The 19,924-nt window shown below is 62.4% G+C and carries 28 protein-coding genes; 15 read left to right on the top strand and 13 right to left on the bottom strand.

The window, feature by feature from the left end; genetic code table 11:
• Positions 1–58 precede the first annotated feature (58 nt).
• Positions 59–769, top strand: a complete 711-nt coding sequence (locus tag DS839_RS02125) for an outer membrane protein (RefSeq protein ID WP_119268618.1) — start codon at positions 59–61, stop codon at positions 767–769.
• Positions 770–867: 98 nt separating this feature from the next.
• On the opposite strand, the gene yidD is transcribed toward DS839_RS02125, so the two are convergent.
• Positions 868–1,182, bottom strand: coding sequence for a membrane protein insertion efficiency factor YidD (gene yidD, locus DS839_RS02120; protein WP_119268617.1), 315 nt, complete (start codon positions 1,180–1,182; stop codon positions 868–870).
• A gap of 54 nt (positions 1,183–1,236) precedes the next feature.
• Between yidD and betC the strand changes: the two genes are divergently transcribed.
• Positions 1,237–2,784 (top strand): choline-sulfatase, encoded by a 1,548-nt coding sequence (gene betC, locus DS839_RS02115; RefSeq protein ID WP_119268616.1) that lies wholly within the window; start codon positions 1,237–1,239, stop codon positions 2,782–2,784.
• Positions 2,785–2,796: 12 nt separating this feature from the next.
• On the opposite strand, the gene DS839_RS02110 is transcribed toward betC, so the two are convergent.
• Both DS839_RS02110 and DS839_RS02105 read right to left on the bottom strand, forming a co-directional pair.
• A complete protein-coding gene (locus DS839_RS02110; RefSeq protein ID WP_162918236.1) occupies positions 2,797–3,522 on the bottom strand; it encodes an outer membrane protein in 726 nt (241 codons plus the stop codon).
• 182 nt (positions 3,523–3,704) lie between these two features.
• A complete protein-coding gene (locus DS839_RS02105; RefSeq protein ID WP_119268614.1) occupies positions 3,705–4,154 on the bottom strand; it encodes an iron-sulfur cluster assembly scaffold protein in 450 nt (149 codons plus the stop codon).
• A gap of 171 nt (positions 4,155–4,325) precedes the next feature.
• Here DS839_RS02105 and folE point away from each other — a divergent pair, with 171 nt between their 5' ends.
• The 3 genes from folE to DS839_RS02090 are packed head-to-tail and all read left to right on the top strand — an operon-like array spanning position 4,326 to position 6,215.
• Complete coding sequence (gene folE / locus DS839_RS02100; protein ID WP_119268613.1) at positions 4,326–4,955, top strand: GTP cyclohydrolase I FolE; 630 nt, start codon at positions 4,326–4,328, stop codon at positions 4,953–4,955.
• Between the two features lies 1 nt (position 4,956).
• Entirely contained in the window at positions 4,957–5,334 is a 378-nt protein-coding gene (gene hisI, locus DS839_RS02095; RefSeq protein WP_119268612.1) for a phosphoribosyl-AMP cyclohydrolase, read from the top strand.
• A gap of 50 nt (positions 5,335–5,384) precedes the next feature.
• The gene (locus DS839_RS02090; RefSeq protein WP_368911055.1) at positions 5,385–6,215 is read left to right on the top strand and encodes a patatin-like phospholipase family protein; all 831 of its coding nucleotides are present in this window, start codon (positions 5,385–5,387) and stop codon (positions 6,213–6,215) included.
• A 47-nt stretch (positions 6,216–6,262) separates the two neighbouring features.
• Here DS839_RS02090 and DS839_RS02085 read toward each other — a convergent pair whose 3' ends face one another.
• Positions 6,263–6,697: a CBS domain-containing protein gene (locus tag DS839_RS02085; RefSeq protein WP_368911053.1), complete on the bottom strand. Its 435-nt coding sequence runs from the start codon at positions 6,695–6,697 to the stop codon at positions 6,263–6,265.
• A gap of 40 nt (positions 6,698–6,737) precedes the next feature.
• Positions 6,738–7,385, bottom strand: a complete 648-nt coding sequence (locus tag DS839_RS02080; protein WP_162918235.1) for a rhomboid family intramembrane serine protease — start codon at positions 7,383–7,385, stop codon at positions 6,738–6,740.
• Between the two features lie 133 nt (positions 7,386–7,518).
• Here DS839_RS02080 and DS839_RS02075 point away from each other — a divergent pair, with 133 nt between their 5' ends.
• The 3 genes from DS839_RS02075 to DS839_RS02065 all read left to right on the top strand — a co-directional run bounded on the left by DS839_RS02075 (position 7,519) and on the right by DS839_RS02065 (position 9,688).
• A complete protein-coding gene (locus DS839_RS02075; RefSeq protein WP_119268843.1) occupies positions 7,519–8,133 on the top strand; it encodes a PAS domain-containing protein in 615 nt (204 codons plus the stop codon).
• 121 nt (positions 8,134–8,254) lie between these two features.
• Positions 8,255–8,854, top strand: coding sequence for a PilZ domain-containing protein (locus DS839_RS02070; RefSeq protein WP_162918234.1), 600 nt, complete (start codon positions 8,255–8,257; stop codon positions 8,852–8,854).
• Positions 8,855–9,043: 189 nt separating this feature from the next.
• Positions 9,044–9,688, top strand: a complete 645-nt coding sequence (locus tag DS839_RS02065; RefSeq protein WP_119268607.1) for a transglutaminase-like cysteine peptidase — start codon at positions 9,044–9,046, stop codon at positions 9,686–9,688.
• A gap of 151 nt (positions 9,689–9,839) precedes the next feature.
• Here DS839_RS02065 and DS839_RS02060 read toward each other — a convergent pair whose 3' ends face one another.
• The 3 genes from DS839_RS02060 to cysE form a co-directional block, all read right to left on the bottom strand.
• Positions 9,840–10,376, bottom strand: a complete 537-nt coding sequence (locus tag DS839_RS02060) for a gamma carbonic anhydrase family protein (protein WP_119268606.1) — start codon at positions 10,374–10,376, stop codon at positions 9,840–9,842.
• Positions 10,377–10,405: 29 nt separating this feature from the next.
• Positions 10,406–10,615, bottom strand: coding sequence for a DUF3126 family protein (locus DS839_RS02055; RefSeq protein WP_119268605.1), 210 nt, complete (start codon positions 10,613–10,615; stop codon positions 10,406–10,408).
• 67 nt (positions 10,616–10,682) lie between these two features.
• Positions 10,683–11,513: a serine O-acetyltransferase gene (gene cysE / locus DS839_RS02050; RefSeq protein ID WP_119268604.1), complete on the bottom strand. Its 831-nt coding sequence runs from the start codon at positions 11,511–11,513 to the stop codon at positions 10,683–10,685.
• A 114-nt stretch (positions 11,514–11,627) separates the two neighbouring features.
• On the opposite strand from cysE, the gene DS839_RS02045 reads away from it, so the two are divergent.
• On the top strand, positions 11,628–12,422 hold the full coding sequence (locus tag DS839_RS02045; RefSeq protein WP_119268603.1) for an enoyl-CoA hydratase: 795 nt from the start codon (positions 11,628–11,630) through the stop codon (positions 12,420–12,422).
• 22 nt (positions 12,423–12,444) lie between these two features.
• Here the strand turns inward: DS839_RS02045 and DS839_RS02040 are convergent, their stop codons facing one another.
• Complete coding sequence (locus DS839_RS02040) at positions 12,445–13,197, bottom strand: alpha/beta fold hydrolase (RefSeq protein ID WP_119268602.1); 753 nt, start codon at positions 13,195–13,197, stop codon at positions 12,445–12,447.
• Positions 13,198–13,272: 75 nt separating this feature from the next.
• On the opposite strand from DS839_RS02040, the gene DS839_RS02035 reads away from it, so the two are divergent.
• The gene (locus tag DS839_RS02035; protein WP_119268601.1) at positions 13,273–13,518 is read left to right on the top strand and encodes a zinc-finger domain-containing protein; all 246 of its coding nucleotides are present in this window, start codon (positions 13,273–13,275) and stop codon (positions 13,516–13,518) included.
• An 8-nt stretch (positions 13,519–13,526) separates the two neighbouring features.
• Here DS839_RS02035 and DS839_RS36245 read toward each other — a convergent pair whose 3' ends face one another.
• Entirely contained in the window at positions 13,527–13,679 is a 153-nt protein-coding gene (locus tag DS839_RS36245) for a hypothetical protein (RefSeq protein WP_162918233.1), read from the bottom strand.
• Between the two features lie 78 nt (positions 13,680–13,757).
• Between DS839_RS36245 and DS839_RS02030 the strand changes: the two genes are divergently transcribed.
• From DS839_RS02030 to DS839_RS02020, 3 genes are read left to right on the top strand one after another with little or no spacing between them, the layout of a single operon-like run.
• Entirely contained in the window at positions 13,758–14,237 is a 480-nt protein-coding gene (locus DS839_RS02030) for a GNAT family N-acetyltransferase (RefSeq protein WP_119268600.1), read from the top strand.
• The gene (locus DS839_RS02025) at positions 14,234–15,451 is read left to right on the top strand and encodes a winged helix-turn-helix domain-containing protein (RefSeq protein WP_119268599.1); all 1,218 of its coding nucleotides are present in this window, start codon (positions 14,234–14,236) and stop codon (positions 15,449–15,451) included. The genes DS839_RS02030 and DS839_RS02025 overlap by 4 nt, the downstream gene beginning before the upstream one ends.
• Positions 15,448–15,984 carry a GNAT family N-acetyltransferase gene (locus tag DS839_RS02020; protein WP_119268598.1) on the top strand — a complete coding sequence of 179 codons (537 nt, stop codon included), beginning with the start codon at positions 15,448–15,450 and terminating at the stop codon, positions 15,982–15,984. The genes DS839_RS02025 and DS839_RS02020 overlap by 4 nt, the downstream gene beginning before the upstream one ends.
• 43 nt (positions 15,985–16,027) lie before the next feature.
• Here DS839_RS02020 and DS839_RS02015 read toward each other — a convergent pair whose 3' ends face one another.
• From DS839_RS02015 to DS839_RS02005, 3 genes are all read right to left on the bottom strand, one after another.
• Positions 16,028–16,447 carry a type II toxin-antitoxin system VapC family toxin gene (locus DS839_RS02015; RefSeq protein ID WP_119268597.1) on the bottom strand — a complete coding sequence of 140 codons (420 nt, stop codon included), beginning with the start codon at positions 16,445–16,447 and terminating at the stop codon, positions 16,028–16,030.
• A complete protein-coding gene (locus DS839_RS02010; RefSeq protein ID WP_119268596.1) occupies positions 16,444–16,692 on the bottom strand; it encodes a FitA-like ribbon-helix-helix domain-containing protein in 249 nt (82 codons plus the stop codon). The genes DS839_RS02015 and DS839_RS02010 overlap by 4 nt, the downstream gene beginning before the upstream one ends.
• Before the next feature lie 182 nt (positions 16,693–16,874).
• On the bottom strand, positions 16,875–18,275 hold the full coding sequence (locus tag DS839_RS02005) for an aminotransferase (protein WP_119268595.1): 1,401 nt from the start codon (positions 18,273–18,275) through the stop codon (positions 16,875–16,877).
• Between the two features lie 290 nt (positions 18,276–18,565).
• On the opposite strand from DS839_RS02005, the gene DS839_RS02000 reads away from it, so the two are divergent.
• Positions 18,566–19,135: a methylated-DNA--[protein]-cysteine S-methyltransferase gene (locus DS839_RS02000; protein WP_119268594.1), complete on the top strand. Its 570-nt coding sequence runs from the start codon at positions 18,566–18,568 to the stop codon at positions 19,133–19,135.
• A 38-nt stretch (positions 19,136–19,173) separates the two neighbouring features.
• Positions 19,174–19,857, top strand: a complete 684-nt coding sequence (locus tag DS839_RS01995; RefSeq protein WP_438816490.1) for a 2OG-Fe(II) oxygenase — start codon at positions 19,174–19,176, stop codon at positions 19,855–19,857.
• Positions 19,858–19,924 lie beyond the last annotated feature (67 nt).

The following is a 19,924-nucleotide window of genomic DNA, read 5'->3' as shown; positions in this document are numbered from 1 at the left end:
ATTAACCTTAACAAGTCATCATCCCTGTCCGAACTGCAAGGCAACTCAGGGGTGACTTATGACTAAATTTCTTCTCCGCCTTACTCTGTGCACGGCGGCTCTCGCCGCGGTGACCACGACCGTGGCCAATGCCGCCGACTATGAGCCGCCACCGCCGCCGGCCGACTTCTGGACCGGCCCCTATATTGGCGGCTTCATTATGGGCGTCGGCGTCGAGAGCCACTATGATTCGGAATGCAACGACCCGAACGAATGCGCCTTCGACCCGGAAATGAGCGGCATGACCTGGGGCGGCGGCGTCCTCGCCGGCTTCAACTTCGAGCTTGGCGACGGTTTCCTCCTCGGCGTCGAAGGCGACTGGGGCTGGGCCGGCAAGATCGACAATGACGATCCGATCGAAGCGACCGAAATGAAGATCAAGGACATCGCCACGCTGCGCGCCCGCGCCGGCTACATCTTCAACGACGACACTCTCTTCTATGCCACCGGCGGTGCGGCCTGGGTACGCACGACATTTGGCGGCGAGGTCGGCGATCCGAACAATCCGGATCGGCCCTTCATCGACGACACCCAATGGACGTCGGGCTGGACGATCGGCGGCGGCATCGAGCATGCCTTCAACGAGGCCCTGCATGCCCGCCTCGAATATCTCTATATCGACCTCAACGACGAAGAATATGACCTGGATGTCGGCACGGTTAATCTCAACTTCGAAGGCATCCATTTGGTCCGGGCCGGCCTGACCTACAACTTCGGCAATCTCTTCTGAGCGAAGACCAGGTCGGCTGACAGTCGACTCGAGTAATTCCTGGTAAGTTGTTTACCTGCCTGCAGTATGGAGGCGCCGGTTCCCTTTCGCCGGCGCCTTCATTTTTGCCGCCAAGGAACATGACGCCAGGCACGCCAATCGGCGCGCGGGAATTTCTCGGGAACCGGGTCGAACCCCTCCCCTCCCCAGGGATGACAGCGTGAAACGCGCGCAAGGCCGAGCCAGAAACCGGCCCAGGCACCATGGCGCCTGATCGCTTCCGCCGCGTAGTCCGAGCAGGTCGGCAGATAGCGGCAACGCCGGCCGAGGACCGCGGAGACCGTCAGTTGATAAAGGCGGATGACTCCCAGGAGGACCAGCCCCACCGGTCCCGCCCTCTGTCGCTTTTCCGTTTCATCATGACGTTCGCACATCTGGTTTGATCTTCAAGCCGCGTAGAGTTGCGCCCATGACCTCCGGAGATAGGCATGCCTGACGCAAAGCCCAATATCCTGTTCATCATGGCCGATCAGCTAGCGTCGCGCTACCTCAGGGCCTATGGCCACCCTTTGGTGAAGACGCCGCATCTCGACCGTCTGGCGGCGGAAGGCATCGTGTTCGAGAACGCCTATACGCCAAGTCCGCTCTGTGCCCCCGCGCGCGCGGCGGTCATGAACGGACTGCTCCCCTCGCGCACCGGCGTCTATGACAATGCCGCCGAATTCCCCTCCTCCATTCCAACCTGGGCGCATTATCTGCGGCTCGAAGGCTATCGCACCTGCCTGTCGGGCAAGATGCATTTCGTCGGCCCCGATCAGCTTCACGGCCTCGAGGAGCGCCTGACCACCGATATCTATCCGGCGGATTTTGGCTGGACGCCCGACTGGCGGCTGAAGCAGGAACGCATCGACTGGTGGTACCACAACATGACCTCGGTGCTGCAGCCGGGCATTGCCGAGATCACCAATCAGCTCGAATATGACGACGAGGCGGCATTTCTCAGCATCCGCAAGATTTATGACTATGCCCGCTATGAGGCCGGAACGCCCTTCTGTCTGATGGTCTCGTTCACTCACCCGCATGATCCCTATGCGGCACGGGCAAAGTTCTGGAACCTGTATCGCGACGAGGACATCGACCTTCCCTCCTTCACGACGACGCCCAACGATCTCGACCCGCACAGCCGTCGCCTCCATGACATGTCGGCGATGGATGATTATGTAGTGACCGAGAAGGACATACGCGCCGCGCGCCACGGCTATTACGCTAACATCTCCTATGTCGACGACCTGATCGGCAAGCTCATGGCGGCGCTCGACGCGACCGGCCAATTGGACGATACGATCATCGTCTTCACCTCGGACCATGGCGATTTCCTCGGCGAGCGCGGCCTCTGGTACAAGATGTCGTTCCTCGAGCCCTCGGCCCATGTGCCGCTGATCGTCTGGGCGCCGCAGCGCTTAGCATCGCGCCGGATCGGCGAGCCGGTGACGCTCACCGACATTCTGCCGACCTTCGTCGATCTCGCCAGCGGCGGCAAAGCCCGTCTCGCCCGCAAGGTCGACGGCCGGAGCCTCCATCCCTTGCTCAAGGGGGCGAGCGAGACGGCGGAGGCAACCGCCTGGGGCGAATATCTGGCGGAAGGAGCCGTGGCGCCGCTTTACATGCTGAGACGGGGCCAATGGAAATTCATCCACACGCCGGTCGATCCCGACCAGCTCTTCGATCTCGCCGCCGATCCGGATGAGCGCCGGAACCTCGCCGATGATCCCCTGCACTGCGCCCATGCGCAGTCATTCCGCCGCGAAGTCGAAAGCGCCTTCGATATTCCGCGCATCACGCAAGAAGTGCTCGAAAGCCAGCAGGCCCGCCTCATGATGTTCGAGGCCCTGCGGCGTGGCGCGCATTTCCCGTGGGATTTTCAGCCGCTGCGCGATGCCTCCGAGCAATATACCCGCAACCACATGTCGGTGACCGATCGCGACCTCAAGAGCCGCTTCCCGCCCGCCCCCGATCTGGCGGACAGGAAACGCTGATCACGCCCGGCTTCAGAAATACCAGCTCAGACCGCCGCGCACCGCGTGGAAGTCGTTCTCATATTTGTATTTGGCGCAGAATTCCTTCCCCATCCCGCTGAAGCTCGTGTCCTCGAGGTCGGTGTAACGGTATTCGGCCCTGAGCGTCAGATTGTCGGTAAGGGCATATTCGAGCCCGCCGCCGACGGTGATGCCGAAGGCGATTTCCGTGTCGGACTCATCGAAGCTCCCGTCGAGAAGCTTGAAGGACATGTCGACATCGGCCAGCGCCACGCCACCCGTCGCATAGATGAGCACGCGGTCCATCGCATAGCCGGCGCGTAATCTCAGCGAAGCGAGCCAGTCGAACTCCTTCTCCTGCTTCGCGAAGGGCTCGTCCGTTTCGAAGAGGACATCCGTGTCGCCGTCCATGTCGGAGAGCTCCGCATCGGCTTCGATGCCGAGGACGAGATTGCCCGACTCCAGATTGTAGCCGGCATGAAGCCCGCCGAGGACGCCTTCCGCATCGATCGACCCCTCTTCGGCCGGAAAGAGGGTGATCGGCTGGCTCGCGGCCAAGACCACTACAGATTGGTCCAATTCGGTATTGGCGTCCGATTCTCCCCAACCATAGCCCGCCTGTATGCCGATATAAGGCCCGCTCCAGTCATGCGCGGTGAAGGTCTCGATATCGGCGGCCTGCGCCGCGGACAGTGAAACCAGAAGACCGGCGCCGGCACTCACGATTCTCTTCAACATGCATATCCCCATCCGAAACCAAGGCAACCTTCATCCCCGGACCGGCGAGCTATGCCTGTCGAATCGCTACAAGTAATGGAGAGGACAATGTTTTCTGCTTCAGGAGAGCTTCAGTTTCTTGCCGCCTTTTTCACTGTTGCGCTCCCGTCCCAGACTGCGATCGCTTGGGGCCGCATCCGATGTCAGGCCGGGACCTTGGCCTTGGCCTGCGCTTCGATCTGGTTGACCGCGTCGACGACGGCATCGAAGGTGAGGAGTGTGGAGGCATGCCGGGCCTTGAAGTCGCGCACCGGCGCCAGGGCTTCGAGGTCCTGCCATTTGCCGGAAGGGGCGGGCCCTGCCTCCTTGAGCATCTCATACATCTGCGCGCGGACTTGTCGCAGCTCTTCCGGCGTCGAGCCGACGACATGGCGAGCCATGATGGAGGATGACGCCTGGCCGAGCGCGCAGGCCTTGACCTCATGGCCGAAGTCGCTCACCTGGCCGCCGGCCATCTTCACATCGACCGTCACTTTCGAGCCGCACAGCCGGGAAATCGCCGTTGCCGTTGCGTCGGGTGCGTCCAGGCGTTGCAGCCGGGGAATATCAGCCGCGAATTCAAGGATCTTGCGATTGTAGATTTCGTTGATCATGCACACATTCCTAAAGCATCGGGCCGAAAAGTGCGACGCGGTTTTCGGGTGACCCGAAGCGTAAACCAGGAATGCCGGAAACGCTGGGCAAAGCGGCGTCCGGCAAGTTTGCCCCAGAAACCCGCCCATGATATGGGAACGGCCAAATCGGAAGTCAAAGTGAGCCCTGAAATGGATGCTGTCGTCAAGAAACTCGCGCGGGAATCCGCCCTCAAGCGCCCCTCCCAGGAGGAGGCCGAGGAGGCCGTTCGCACGCTGATCGCCTGGGCCGGTGACGATCCGACCCGCCAGGGCCTGGTGGATACGCCCAAGCGGGTGGTCAAGGCTTACAAGGAATTCTTCAAAGGCTACAGCGAAGACCCGCTGCAGGCCCTGTCGCGCACCTTCGACGAGGATGAGGGCTATGACGACATCGTCATGCTGCGCGACATCGAGTTCAACTCGCATTGCGAGCACCATATCGTCCCCTTCATCGGCCGCGCCCATGTCGCCTATCTGCCCTCCCATGCGGTGGTCGGCATCTCCAAGCTGGCGCGCGTCGTCGACATCTATGCCAAGAGGCTCCAGACCCAGGAGACCATGACGGCCCAGATCGCCAAGGCCATCGACAAGGCGCTCGAGCCCAAGGGCACCGCCGTCCTCATCGAGGCGGTGCATCAGTGCATGTCGCTGCGCGGCGTGAACAAGCGCAATGTCGCGACCATCACCACCCAGTTCACCGGCGAGTTCAAATCCAATCCGGTGCTCCAGGCCCGCTTCATGGAGCTGGTGCGCGCGCCTTCGGGCGGTTTCTCGCTCTGACATGCAGAAGGGCGACGAAGAATCGACGGTCTTCGCGCCGCGCTATGACGACAACGGACTGATCCCGGCCATCGTCACCGACGCCAAGGATGGTTCCGTCGTCATGCTCGCTTACATGAATGCGGAAGCGTTGCGGCTGACGCTCGAGACCGGCGAGGCCCATTATTGGAGCCGGTCGCGCGGCGAGCTCTGGCGCAAGGGAGCGACCTCCGGCGACACGCAGAAGGTCGTCGAGGTCAGGCTCGACTGCGACCAGGATGCGGTCCTCCTGTCGGTGTCTCTCGGCGGACGCGGTGTCGCCTGCCATACCGGCCGCCATTCCTGCTTTTATCGCCGGGTGAGCCGCGGCTCACAACGTTACGAGCTTGAAATAATCTGAGATTTCCCGATCTTCCGTGCACGGTGTAAAGTCGTGCCATGAATGGGAAGGTGAGAAAGGCCATCGGGCTCGCGCTCGGTGCGGGGGCGGCGCGCGGTTGGGCTCATATTGGCGTCATTGAAAGGCTCGAGGAGCACGGCATCCACGCTGCGGCGATTACCGGCTCATCGATCGGCGCGCTTGCCGGCGGACTTCACGCCGCCGGCCGGTTGTCGGCGCTCAAGGACTTCGCCTTGGGTTTGACGCGCCGGCGCGTGCTGTCGCTAATCGACATTTCCTGGCGCGGCTCCGGCCTCATCGCCGGTGAACGGCTGGGCGGCCTTCTCGATGAAGTCGTCGGCGGCGTCACCTTCTCCGATATCCAAATCCCCTTCATCTGCATCGCGACCGAGCTCGGCACCGGACATGAATTGTGGCTGCGTTCGGGCGAATTGGCGCCGGCGATCAGAGCTTCTTATGCGCTGCCCGGTGTGTTCCGCCCGGTGCGCGTCAACGGCCACTGGCTCATCGATGGCGGCGTCGTCAATCCCGTGCCCGTCGCCGCCTGCCGGGCGCTCGGTGCGCGGATGGTGATCGCCGTCAATCTCGGGCCCGAGACGGCGGCGGGCATCGCCATCCAGAATCCGCCGGACATCGCCGCGAGCGACAAGGGTGCGTCGGCGCCGAGCCTCACTTCGGTGATCGCCGCCGCCTTCAACATCACCCAGGACCGGTTGGCACGCTCGCGCCTCGCCGGCGATCCGCCCGACATATCGATCATGCCGCGCACCAACGGCATGAGCCTGTTCGAATTCGACAAGGCGGAGAAGGCAATCGCGGCCGGCCGCGAGGCCGTCGACCGCGCCATGCCCGACATCGAGCGCGCCATCGCGGTGCTGTGATATCGCCGGTTTCGATCTGTTGTAGCACTGCCGAGACGAAGCGCCGTCTAGCCCGATGAGGCGATGTAGCTCTTCATCTCCTCGGCTTCGCGTTCGATCTCCTCGATCCGGTTCTTGACCACATCGCCGATCGAGATCATGCCGCCGAGCTTGCCGCCGTCGACCACCGGCAGATGACGGACACGATGCTCGGTCATCAGCGACATGAGCTCGGCCTCGGTGTCGCGCGGCGTGCACGTCCTGACGGATGCCGTCATGAACTCCCTGACCGGCTTGTCGAGCGCCTTCGGCCCGCCCAGCGCCACGGCGCGCACGATATCGCGCTCGGAGACGATCCCGCCGATGCGCCCCTGCGCATCGACGATGACGACGGCGCCGATTTTCTTGGCGGCGAGTGTCTGCGCCACGGCAAGCACAGTGTCGCCTGGCTGTGCGGTGATCACGGCGCGGCCCTTGGCGGTGAGAATTTGCGCAACGGTCATGCACACCTCCTTCTTCGCTGGCCGCTATTGTAACACGAAGTCAGCGCCTCTGCACCCCTTCTCGGCTGATGACGAAATAGCTGAGGAGACCCGCAGCGAAGCCCCCGAGATGCGCTTCCCAGGCGATGCGTCCGCCATCGGCGAAACCGGGCAATCCCTGGACGCCGGTGAGCAGCGTCATGGCGAGGAAGATGAGCATGAAGATGAGGGCGCGCCGGTCGCGCAGGAACTCGCCGAAGGTCAGCGGCGCGCCGGGCCTGCCGAACATGACGGGAATGGCGGCGGCGAGAAGCCCGGACACGGCAGCCGATGCGCCGACCACGATGATGTCCGCGCCCCAGAATGTGGCGAGCATGGCGAGAGCGCCGCCGAGCGTCGATATGAGTGTGATGGCGAGGAAGCGCAGGGCTCCGAATTGCCGCGCGACCGGCGTGCCGAAGATCAGGAGCCACAGCGAATTGAACAGCACATGCGCCCAGCCGTCATGCAGGAAGCCATAAGTGATGACGCTCCAATATTGCGATCCCTCGATCATCGCGATGCGGGCAATGCCGTCGAAGCGCGCCGGAATGAGCGCGAACGCGTAAAGCGACCAGATCTCCCAGTCCTGCCCGCCGATCTGGATCAGCGCATGGATGCCGACGAGGATGGCGATGACAGCGAGCACCACGGGCGGGGCGTTAACCATGGCGCCGCCGCGTGACCGTCCCTCCGGCGGGCTGAATTGGCCGCCGTTTCTTTCCTTAAGGTCTGGCACGGTTGCTGCACGCTCCCCTTCGATTGTCCACTCTTGACACAACTGCTCACAAGTGCGGTGCCTTATGACGACCACTGATACCATCCAGGCCACGGCAACCCCAGAGGAAATGCTCCATCCGGGAAGCCGCGCCCTGTTTCGCTATTGGGAGGCGATTCGCGGCGAAATGTCGGCGCCGCCGCGCGATTGGCTGGATCTCAGGAAGATCCGCAGCCTCGTCCCCTTCCTGTTCATGATCGAGCGCAAGCCCGGCAAGGCCTATGTCTGGCGTCTCGCCGGCACGCGCGTATGTGAATTGTGGGGCATGGAGCTCACCGGCAAGCCGGCGCTCGCGCAAGGCGAGAGATTCGAGCGCGAGACCGTGGCACGCCTCCTCGACGGCGTCATCGATACGCATCAGCCCTTCGTGCTGCGCTTCCGCTTGAACTCCGCTTTGGGACTGAATGTGGCCGCGGAATTCGTCGGCCTCCCTTTGCGCGCCCGCAACGGCGCCGCAACCTATGTCTTCGGCGTCGTCATGCCGTTCCGGGATGTCAGCCGGCCGCGCCATGACCAGGTGACGGGCTTCGAGCTCTCCGCCGCCCGCACCATCTGGACCGAGCCCGTGCCCGGTGCGTCGAACACATTCGCAAAAAATTCGCAGCAGGCCTTCCAGATCATTAATGGCGGGCGCAGCTAGCGTTGGCGTCCGCGCCGGAATTGACCCTTCCTTAACCAGTTATTTTTAGACCTTCGCTAGATTGCCGATGCTACGATCTCACCTCAAGGAAAGCATCGGTGAACGAGGGGCAATACCGGCCGTGACGGCAAAAATCGCGACGGGTGAGGATATTTCGTCAACCGAAAGGGTGGCGGGACCGACGATCATGTTCGGTCGCTTCATGCTGCCCGATCTGAGCGAGCATCCCTGCCAGGTCAGCGAGTTGACGCCGGACGGCGCCGTCTTCATCACCACGACGGTGCCGGAAAAGGACGCGCAGATCGTCGCCTATCTCGATGACATCGGGCGCGTGGAAGGCCTGAGCGGCGAAGTCCTTCCCGGCGGTTTCCGCATCGTCTTTTCTCATACCGGTCAGCGCAGAGAACGCTTCGCTTCGAGGCTTTCCGGCCGCTCGGCCAAGAACACGACGGCCGGCACCGACTTGCGCCGCCACTCCCGCCACGCGCCGAGCGACGGCCAGTCCTACATCACCTTGCCGGACGGCCGGGTCTATCCGTGCGAGGTCATCGACATTTCTCTGTCGGGTGCAGCCGTCAAGGTCGACGTCATGCCGAGCCTCGGCACCTATCTCATGCTCGGCAAGATGCGCGGGCGCATCGTGCGCTATGTGGACTCTGGCATCGCCATCGAGTTCCTCAAGCCGCTCAACACCACTCAGCTTTCGACCCAGATCCGCTGAACGGCAGGGCTTCCGGCCCGTTCGCTTTGCGCGTTGCGCGCGCCGACGCGCCCGATGGTTAATAGTCATCATTTGCAGCCTTTCCAATTTGTTATTGTTTTTCAGAGAGTTGCGCGAATAAACTGAACGCGATCTCAAAGCCTTGCCGCTAGTCTGACGCCCAACGATAAGGGGAATGGACGTCAAACAATGACTATCTTGGCAAGACTCGGGGGAGTTGCGCTCGGATTGGTCTGCATGATCGGCACGGCGCAAGCCGTCGAAGCAGACTTCGCCCGGGCAGTTACCGCAACCGAACAATTTGCGACCGTCTACGGCAAGGCCCTGCCGCCGATCGGCTATGTGGAAATGTGCGCGCGCGAGCCGAAAGAGTGCCAGGCGCTGGGCGCCAGGAAGACGCGCCTTGCGCTGACGCCGGAGCGCTGGAACCTGGTCTATCAGGTGAATGCCTTCGTGAACGGCAAGATCGCGCCGGTGAGCGATGACGAGCTCTATGGGAAGCCGGAATACTGGACCTTCCCGACCGATGCCGGCGACTGCGAGGATTATCTGCTGCTCAAGAAGCGCTACCTCGAAGGTTTGGGCTTCCCGTCCGCCGCACTCCTGATCACCGTCGTTCTCGATGAGAAGATGCAAGGACATGCCGTACTGACGGTCACCACCGACAAGGGCGATTTCGTTCTCGACAATCGCCGCAACGACGTCATGCGCTGGAACGACACCGGCTACACCTTCCTGAAACGTCAGTCGGCGGAGGACCCGCGGCAATGGGTGTCGCTCACCAAGAAGGCGCCGGCGCATAATGGCACCGTCTCGGCGGGCAGCGCGAAATAACAAACGGATGACATTTGGGAGCTACGGCCCGGTCGGCGTCCCCCTCCCCATCCCCCACCAGACCGGGTCTAGAGGAGCCGGCTCAGCCCCACCCTGAGCCGGCTCCGACTTACTTGTGGCCGGGCCTGACCCGGCCATCCGGCAGATAAGATTATTCAGGCGAGTGCTCGCGCATGCCGGCGGCGAAGCGCCGCCAGTTCTTCACATAGTTCTTCGCCGAGCGGGTCAGCGCTTCAGCCATTTCCGCCGACACTTCCCGCACGATCTTGCCGGGAGAGCCCATCACCAGCGAATTGTCCGGGATGACCTTGCCTTCCGGGATCAGCGCATGGGCGCCGATCAGGCAATTGCGCCCGATCTTGGCGTGATTGAGGATCGTCGAGCCCATGCCGATCAACGTGTTGTCGCCGATCGTGCAGCCATGCAGGATGGCCTGGTGGCCGATGGTGCAGTTGCGCCCGACCGTCAGCGGCGCCCCCATGTCGGTATGGAGCACGCAGCCATCCTGGATGTTGCTGCCTTCGCCGATATGGATGAGCTCATTGTCGCCGCGCAGCACCGCGCCGAACCAGATGCCGACATTGCGATCGAGCTTCACCTTGCCGACCACGATCGCATTGGGCGCGATCCAATAGTCGTTCTCGGGCGGAAGTTCCGGCAGGACGCCGTCGAGCGAATAGACCGTCATGCGCTTCTCTCGTCCATGGAGAACGCCGCTTATTCGAGATCGAAATCGAGGATGGCCATGTTGAAATTATAGGAGAGCTCGCCATCCTCATCGTCGCGGAAGATCACGCCGATGAACTCATCGCCGATATAGACCTCCGCCGAGTCGGTCTTTTGCGGACGCTTGCGGACCTCGATATTGGCGAGCTGGAACTTGGCCCGGAAAAATCGGGTGAGCTTCTTAATTTCTTCGGGATTCACGCGGGCATTCCTTAGCTGGGAGACTGGCCCCAAGCTCTACCCCGACCGTGAAAGGCAAGACAAGCCCTTATTCTGATCCCGCCGGCACGTCCGATTTCAGCTGGTGGTCCATGACCCGTGACGGCTCCTCGCAGCCGGCATAGCCCACGACCTTGGCCGGAACGCCGGCGACGGTGCGGTTGGGTGGCACGTCATGCAAAACGACCGAGCCCGCTGCGACCCTGGAGCAATGGCCGATCTCGATATTGCCGAGAATCTTCGCGCCGGAGCCGATGAGGACGCCATGACGGATCTTCGGATGACGGTCGCCGGTTTCCTTGCCGGTGCCGCCGAGCGTCACTTCCTGCATCAACGAGACATTGTCTTCGACGACCGCAGTCTCGCCGATCACGATGCCATGCGCATGATCGATGAAGATGCCGCGTCCGATGCGCGCCGCCGGATGGATGTCGACGGTGTAGACCACCGAGGAGCGGCTCTGCAGGTAATAGGCAAAATCGCGGCGGTCCATCTTCCACAATTGATGCGCCATGCGATGCGTCTGGATGGCCTGGAAGCCTTTGAAATAGAGAAGCGGTTCGAGATAGCGATTGCAGGCGGGATCGCGGTCATGCACGGCGACGATGTCGGCGCGCATGGCATCGCCGATCGAGGGATCGGCGTCGAGCGCATCCTGGAAGGCCTGCTGGATCAATTCGGCGGGCAGCGCATTGGCCATGCGCTGCGACAGCCGGTGCATCACGGCGTCCTCGAAACGCGGCTGGTTGAGCACCGCGCCGAAAATGAAGCCGCCGAGGCTCGGATCCTTGCGCGCCGCTTCCTGCGCTTCGTCGCGGATGCGTTCCCATACGGGATCGAGGCTGACCACGGATTGCGGATGTGTCGATTGACGCGCCATCGGGGGTTTTCTCCATTTTGAGGGCTCATCCTACGCTACCGCCCTGGAAATGGGGAGCTTTCCTTGAAATGCAACAGCATTGCGTTAACGGCAGGGCTCTGATAGCCGCCTTTTATGACCGAACTCGCCTCTCCGACCCCTCATGTGAAGGCCTGGCGCGAGGGAGCCGTCGGGCATGTCATGCTCGACCGGCCCGAACGCCGCAATGCGCTCAACCGCGACATGTGGGCCGCTTTGCCGGGGCTGATCACGACCCTCGATCGAGATCCCGACACACGGGTCCTGGTGATCAGGGGCTCCGGGGCCGAGGCTTTCGCGGCCGGCGCCGATATCGCCGAATTCTCCGTCGGGCGCGCCAATCCCGATCAGGCGAAGGAGTATGAAGCCTTGAACGGCAAGGCTTTCGCCGCCTTGCGCGACACGGCCAAACCCGTCATCGCCATGATCCAGGGCTTTTGCATTGGCGGCGGGCTTGCTCTGGCGCTCGCTGCGGATTTGCGCATCGCCGCCGACAGCGCGGTCTTCGCGCTGCCGCCGGCCCGGCTCGGCCTCGCCTATCCGATCGAGGGCCTGAGCGACCTCCTGCATGCGGTTTCGCCCGCTTTCGCCAAGGAGATGCTGTTCACCGCCCGCCGTTTCACGGCGGAAGAGGCTTTGCGGGCGGGATTGATCCATCGGGTCGTTGCCGCGGACCGCCTCGCGCAAGAGGTCGCCGACCTTTGCGCCGAAATCGCCGACAATGCGCCCTTGACGATCACGGCCTCCAAACGGGCAATCGACAGCCTGGCGGGCCGGCCGGTTCCCGACGATCCCGTGCGACTGGCTGCCCGCTGTTTCGCCAGCGAGGACTATGCCGAGGGACAGCGCGCTTTCCTCGAGAAGCGCAAGCCGCGCTTCACCGGCCGCTGATTCACGATCTCAAGACCTGACCTTAACTGATTGAATTGAAAAACTTTATCACCGCTTCCTTATGCTGGCGATCGCCCACGGCGTTCATATGATTGCGCCGCGGCAGCGCCACGCCCTGGGCCCCCGGGATCGCGTCGACCAGCGGCTGGACGCGGCCTGCGATCTCGTCGGCCTCGCCCGCCACGACCAGCACCGGCACGCTGATCTCACGGAGCTCGGCCGGGGTGATCTTCTGCCGCTCCGAGCGCATGCAGGCGGCGAGCGCCTTGAGATCGCTCTTGGTCTGCTCGGCGAAAAGCCGGAAGACCCGGGCGCCGGGATCGGTGATGGTGTCCGCCGACTGGGCCTCGAGGGCCTGGGCTATCGGTTCCGATCCGCCAAAACCCTTGATCATGTTCTCGGCCAGGCCGGCGAAGACGGCGGCTCGCACCCGTTCCGGGTGGTTTACGGTGAGGAAAGCCGCGATCCGGGCGCCCATCGAATAGCCCATGACCAGGACTTGCGGGATTCCGAGATGATCGAGGAGACGGCGCGCATCTTCCGCCATTTCCGGGGCCGGATAAGCGGCATCGTCATAGAGCTTGGTGCTCGTGCCGTGGCCGCGATTGTCGAAAGTGATGGCCTGATAGCCGGCATCATTGAGGGTCTTCACCCAGCCCGTATCCCACCAATTGACGCGGGCATTGGAAGCAAAGCCATGGATCAGGAGGACCGGTGGTCCCTCGCCTGCAACGTCATAGGAAATATCGACGATATCGGAGCGGAAACTGGCCATTTGACCTCATGCTTGGCGGGACGTGGCAAGATATGCTATTCGCCCGGCCTAACAAGGAAAAATCAGGAACATCACATGGCGTCGGGCTCTACTCCGCATTTCCAGAACAGCGCCGGCGTGCCGGCGATCGAGATCGGCACCAGGGAATTCATGTGCATCGGCGCCAAGCCGCCATACGACCATCCACATATCTTCATCGATATGGGGGATGATCAGGAAACCGTCTGCCCCTATTGCTCGACACTTTATAAATACAATCCGAAGCTTGCCGCGACGGAATCGAAGCCGGCCGACGCTCTGTGGAAAGACGAAGCCGCCTGATCTCCCGATCAGCGCTGGGTGACGGAACCCGGCACGGCTTCAGCCGCAGCCGTTTGATCGACCATTCCCTTGTCGAGCCTGCTCTGCCCCGGCAGACAGGCGGCGCAGCCTGAAAGCACCGTCAGGCAGAGAAGGGCAAGGAGGATGCGGGGAGAAATCATGCTGCCGCAAACTGACATTGGGACTTGCGATTGTCCAGCTTGATTTCAAACAGTCGAAACGGCACCTTCCCGCCCCCCATGGTCGAGATCAGAGAATATCGGGAATCCGACGCAGCCGCGATAATCGCGCTGATTCGCGAATTGCAGGCGAGCGAGGTGGTGCTCTATGAGCGCATGAAGCCCGCCGCCGATATGGGCCAGTGGTATGTCGATCTCCTCAAGAAAAAATGCGCCGAGGATGAAGGCGTCATCCTCATCGCCGAGGAGAATGGCGCGACCCTCGGCTACGCCGTGATCCTCACCCGGAGCGTCGAGGACGGCACGGGCGATGAGGTCCCTTACGACTATGCCTATGTCGTCGATCTCGTGGTGGCCGGGCAAGCGCGCCGGCGCGGCATCGGCCGGATGCTGCTCGCTGATTGCGAAAGACGCGCGCGCGATGCCGGGCGCGATGACCTGCGCATCACGGTGCTGGCCCGCAACGAAGGCGCCCATGCGCTCTATCGCGCTTTGGGTTTCGACGATCTCCTGATCGACATGCGCAAGGTCCTCACATGACGAAAGGCGACACGCTCTCCAATCTCCAGGCGCGCCGCCTGGCATTAGTCGCGCAAGGCTTTGCCGGACCGAAGCGCGACGGCACCGCCAACTGGACACGCATCGAAAGCGCCATCGCCAAGATGAACCTGTTGCAGATCGACAGCGTCAATGTGCTGGTGCGCTCGCATTATCTCCCAGTTTTCGCGCGCGCCGGTCACTACAGCCATGACACGCTCGACCAGCGCACTTTCGGCAAGCGCAAGCGCCGCTTCTTCGAATATTGGGCGCATGAGGCGAGCCTCCTGCCGCTCGACTTCTATCCGTTGCTGCGCTGGAAGATGGAGCGCGCGGCCGACGGTTCCGGCGAGCACAAATTCCTGGAAAAATTCGGCCGCGAGCAGAAGGCCTATGTCGATGAAGTGCGTAGCTTTGTGAAGGCCAACGGCCCGACCGCCGTCAGCGACCTTCCCGACCCCGGCGGGCGCACCGGCAATTGGTGGGGCTGGAACAAGGGCAAGATCGCGCTCGAATATCTCTTCCACACCGGCGAGGTGACGGCGGCGACGCGCCGCGTCTTCGAGCGCCTCTATGATCTCCCCGAACGCGTGCTTCCAGCCGATACGCTCAATGCGCCGGCTATTCCCGAAAACGAGGCGGTGCGCCGCCTGATCGATCTTTCCGCCCAGGCCATGGGGGTCGCGAGCGAAGCGGACTTGCGCGATTATTTCCGCCTGCCCGTCGATGCCTTCAAGAAAGCCCTGCCGCAGGTCATCGAGGAAGGCATTCTGCTGCCGGTCAAGGTCGAAGGCTGGACGGTCAAGGCCTATCGCCACCGCGACACCGGCGCGCCGCGCAAGGCCGGCGGTCACGCTTTGCTCTCGCCTTTCGATCCCCTGGTGTGGGAACGCACGCGCGCCGAGCGCCTGTTCGATTTCCGCTATCGCATCGAGATCTATACGCCGCAGGAGAAGCGCATCTATGGCTATTATGTGCTGCCCTTCCTCGAAGGCGACAGGCTGACGGCGCGCTTCTGCCTGAAGGCCGACCGCCAGGAAGGTGTCTTGCGGATCAATGCGTCGCATGGCGAGGACGGCATCGATGCGGTGCGCACCGCCGAGGCCGCGGCTCCCGAATTGCGCCGCATGGCCCATTGGCTGGGCCTCGGCGATGTCGCGGCGGCGGCGAAGGGTTCGCTCGCCAAGCCTTTGCGCCAGGCGCTGAAACGCGGATGATGCGGGACGACATCGTGACCGATCGGCTGGTACTGCGGCTGCTGTCGCCGGACGCGCTTGCAGCCACGGAAGCGGGGCGCATCGATGAAGCAGCACGCCTCCTCGATCTCGCGCTGCCGAGGGATGATTGGGACGAAGTCGCCTCGGTGGCGCGCCGGCGCCTCAAGCAATTGCCCGATTGTCCGCAATATCTTCCGTGGTCCATCCGCGCCATTGCGCTGCGGGGCACGCGTAAAGCGGTGGGCTATGTCAATTTCCACGATCTGCCGCAATGGCACGAGATGGCGCAGCGCGACGCCTGCGCCGAACTCGGCTATGAGATCTTCGCCGATCATCGCCGGCAAGGCTATGCCGAGGAAACGGTGCGCGCCCTTATGGCCTGGGCGCGCGAGCGCGGTGCTCGCCATTTCATCTTCTCGGTCGCACCCGACAATGCAGCATCGCAAGGTCTTGCGAGGAAGCTCGGCGCCCGCAAGATCGGCCTGCAGATCGATGAAGAGGATGGACCGGAAGACGTGCTGCTTCTCGAATGAGGGGGAACGCGTTCCGGGCTCTGGGGCGCGGGTGCCTTGGTCTCTACTTGCCCCAAGGATTTATCACGTCGAAGCCGCACGCGTGGAAGTCACTGACATTGCGGGTAGCAAGTTGGGCTCCGCGAGAGCGCGTAATGCCCGCAATCTGCGCATCGAATTGCGCGATCGGACGCCCCGATGTTCGCTTCGTTGCACTGATCTCCGCAAATTCGTCAGCGGCCAGGCTGTCGAAGGCCAGAACCTGTCCTGCCATTTCCATATCCAAGATCTTAATTGCCGCATTCCAGAGCCGATCGCGCCGCTTGCCCGCCGGCAACACGCGGATGCCATAATAAATTTCTCCGCGCGTGATGGTCGTCGTGAATACCGCGGCACGCGGTTGGTCGTTGAGCCATTGTCTCACACGCGGCTCTGGATCGGGCCGCAACATTTCCGACAGAACATTCGTGTCGAGGATAATCATTTGCCGAAGTCTATCGGCTCGCGCATGGCCTGACGGGGTGCAATTTCCAGTTCTACACCGCCTAAAGGTTCTATATGCGCACGAATCGCTTCGGCAAGCCCGCCCGTCTGTGCCGGCTCACGCGACAATGCCGTACGCAGAATGTCGCGCGCCTCATCCTCCATCGAGCGACCATGCCGCGCGGCTTGAATGCGGAGCTTTGCCTTCAATTTCTCGTCGATATCGCGAATTGTCATGCTTGCCATGGTCGATCTCATTAGTCATTGATTGCATATTAATCAATGATATCAAATGGCGCAAGGTTACAGGAATAACGGTTTTATTTCAAATAGTTACTTAATGAATGTCCGGGAAAAAATCGAAATTCGCTATGGCCTCCCACTGTTTCCAGTGGGAGGCCATGCTTGTCCGTTCGCAAGCACGATCGTCAGATCACCTTTTCGCGCACCAGTTCGTCCGTCACCTTGCGGATGGCGGCGCCCAAAGTGTCGACGATGAAATCGACTTGGGCTCGGGTGATGATGAGCGGCGGCGACAGCACGTCGAGATGGCCGATCGGCCGGACCAAGAGGCCATGCGCCTCGCACTCATTGGAGATGCGCTTGGAAATATGGGCGTCATCGGGAAGCTTCTGCTTCGTCTTCTTGTCGGCGACATATTCGACGCACATCATCAAACGTCGGCCGCGCACGTCGCCGACGATCGGCAAAGGTGCGAGTTCGGCCAGGCGCTGCTCGAGATAATCGCCGACCCGCGCGGCATTGCCGCAAAGATCCTCGCGCTCGATGATCTCGATGTTCTTCAGTCCCACCGCGCAGGCGACCGGATGGCCCGAATAGGTATAGCCATGGGTGAACCAAGCCTCGGCATCAGGCGCGCTGATCACCTCATGCACGTCATCCGAATAGATGACGGCGGAGAGCGGGATATAGCCCGAGGTGAGTCCCTTCGCGGTCACGATGATGTCGGGCACGATGCCGAATTCGGCTTCGGACGCGAACATGTGGCCGAGCCTGCCGAAAGCCGTCACCACCTCATCGGCGATGAACAATATGCCGTTCTCGCTGCACAATTTGCGCATGCGCGGCAGGTAGTTGGGGGGCGGCATGGTGACGCCGCCCGAGGCCTGCGCGGGCTCGGCGATGAAGGCGGCGATGTTGCGGGCGCCCAGCGTCTCGATCTTGCGGCGGAACTCATCGACCAGGAAATCGCTGAACTCGGCAAGGCTCATGCCGTCCGGCCGGCGATAGGGATAGGGTGCCGAGAGATGATGCACGAGATCGCCCACATAGCGGAAATGCGGCGACTGGTCGCCGTCGCGCAGGCCTACCGTCATGCCGAGATAGGTCGAGCCGTGATAGGAGTTCTTGCGCGAGACGATGTATTTGCGCTCGCTCTCGCCGCGCCGCGACTGATAATAATGGGCAAGCCTGATCGCCGTGTCGATGCCGCAGGAGCCCGACGTGGCGAAGGCGACGTGATTGAGGCCTTTGGGGGCGAGCGATGCGAGCTTGGCGGCAAGCTCGGCCGCCGGCGCATTGGTGACATCGACGAAGGTCGTCGTATAGCAGAGCTGGAGCGCCTGCTCGGCCATGGTCTCGGCGATCTCCCTGCGGCCATAGCCGGCATTGACGCACCACATGCCGCCGATGCCGTCGAAATAGCGCCGGCCTTCGGCGTCCTTGACATAGCAGCCCTCGCCTTCAACCAGGACGAGCGATCCCTCCTCCTTGAAACTGTCGAAATGCGTGTAGGGATGAAGGAAATGATCGCGGTCCTTTTGCCAAAGATCGTCCGGATTGAAGCGGTTGCTAGCCTGATGAAGCATGATTTCCCTCTCGTTTTGACTGAACGTTCATTCAATATTAAAGCGCGACAAAGGGCCATTCCTCTGTCTTTGACCACAGTAGCCCAGCCCATCACGTGTCAACAAGCGGGTTCCTGTGCGCCTGCGAGACGGATGGCTTGACGCAATGGAAGAGTGGGCCTTCCGCCGATCATCGACGACATATAATCCGTATGCGGAGTAATACGCGAAAGAGCCGCTCGAGTCCGTTTTCGGGTGGATATGACGGACCCTGGCGCCCAGATTGAGCGCATCATCGAGGAGTATTCGTCATGACCTTAAACCTGTCCGCCACGACCCACAGCACCCCCTCTCCCCTGGGCGCGCCCGATGCCGCCATGACTTTTGCTTTCGGCACGACATCCCTGGGCCAGGTCCTGGTTGCCGCCACTGAAAAAGGCGTCAGCGCCATCTTTCTCGGCAGCGATCAGGGCAGGCTCCTTGCCGATCTCATCCGGCATTTCCCGAAAGCCCGGATTTCGGAAGGCAACGATCGGCTCGCCGATACGGTTGGAAAGGTCGTCGCCTTGATCGAGGACCCGGCCAGCCCTGTGGACCTGACGCTCGATCTCCAGGGCTCCGATTTCGAGATCACGGTCTGGCAGGCCCTGCGTGCGATTCCACCTGGCAAGACGCTGAGCTATTCCGAGCTTGCCGCGCGGCTTGGCGTGACGGGGGGTGAGAAAGGTCCCGCGAAGGAAGTCGCCGACGCTTGCGCCAACAACAGGATCGCGGTTGCGGTGCCCTGCCATCGCATCCTGCGCAAGGACGGCACGATCTCGGGCTATCGCTGGGGTGTGCATAGGAAGCGCGCATTGCTCAAGCGGGAGGGCGTCCAATGACCGACGCCCTTCCCTCCTCCCTGGCGAAGCGCGTCGCGATGCGCGACTGGCCGGCGCTCGGCGCCGAGCTCGACAAGCATGGCTGCGCCCTCATCGCGAACCTGCTCACCGCCGATGAATGCCGCAAGCTCGCCGCGGCCTATCCCGACGATGAGCAATTCCGCAGCCGCGTCGTCATGAGCCGGCATGGTTTTGGCCGCGGCGAATACAAATACTTCGCCTATCCCCTGCCGCCGATGATCGCATCACTGCGCGAGGCCCTCTATGCGCCCTTGGCCCTGATCGCCAATCGCTGGAACGAGGCGTTGGGCGAGACGCCACGCTATCCGGAAGAACATGCCGCTTTCATCGCGCGCTGCCACAAGGCCGGCCAGCGCCGCCCGACCCCGCTCCTCCTGCACTATGGCGAAGGCGACTATAACTGCCTTCATCAGGACATCTATGGCGCGCTGGTCTTTCCGCTCCAGGTCGCCATCCTCCTGTCGGAGCCGGGCAAGGATTTTTCGGGCGGCGAGTTCGTCCTGACCGAGCAGCGTCCCCGGATGCAATCGCGCGCCGAGGTGCCGCCCTTGCGCCAGGGCGATGGCGTGGTCTTCCCGGTGCACCACCGGCCCGTCCAGGGCACGCGCGGCGTCTATCGGGTCAATCTGCGCCATGGCGTGAGCCGCCTGCGCTCCGGCCAGCGCCACACGCTCGGCATCATCTTCCACGATGCCGAGTAACGAGTGCGCGTATGCCTCGTTATAGTTTCCCCTTCTCCCGCGCGGAGCGTGGGAGAAGGTGGCCGAC

This window comes from Taklimakanibacter deserti, from assembly GCA_003574785.1.
Note: the sequence above shows the minus strand (reverse complement) of the source record. Positions and strands in the feature narration are given on the sequence as shown.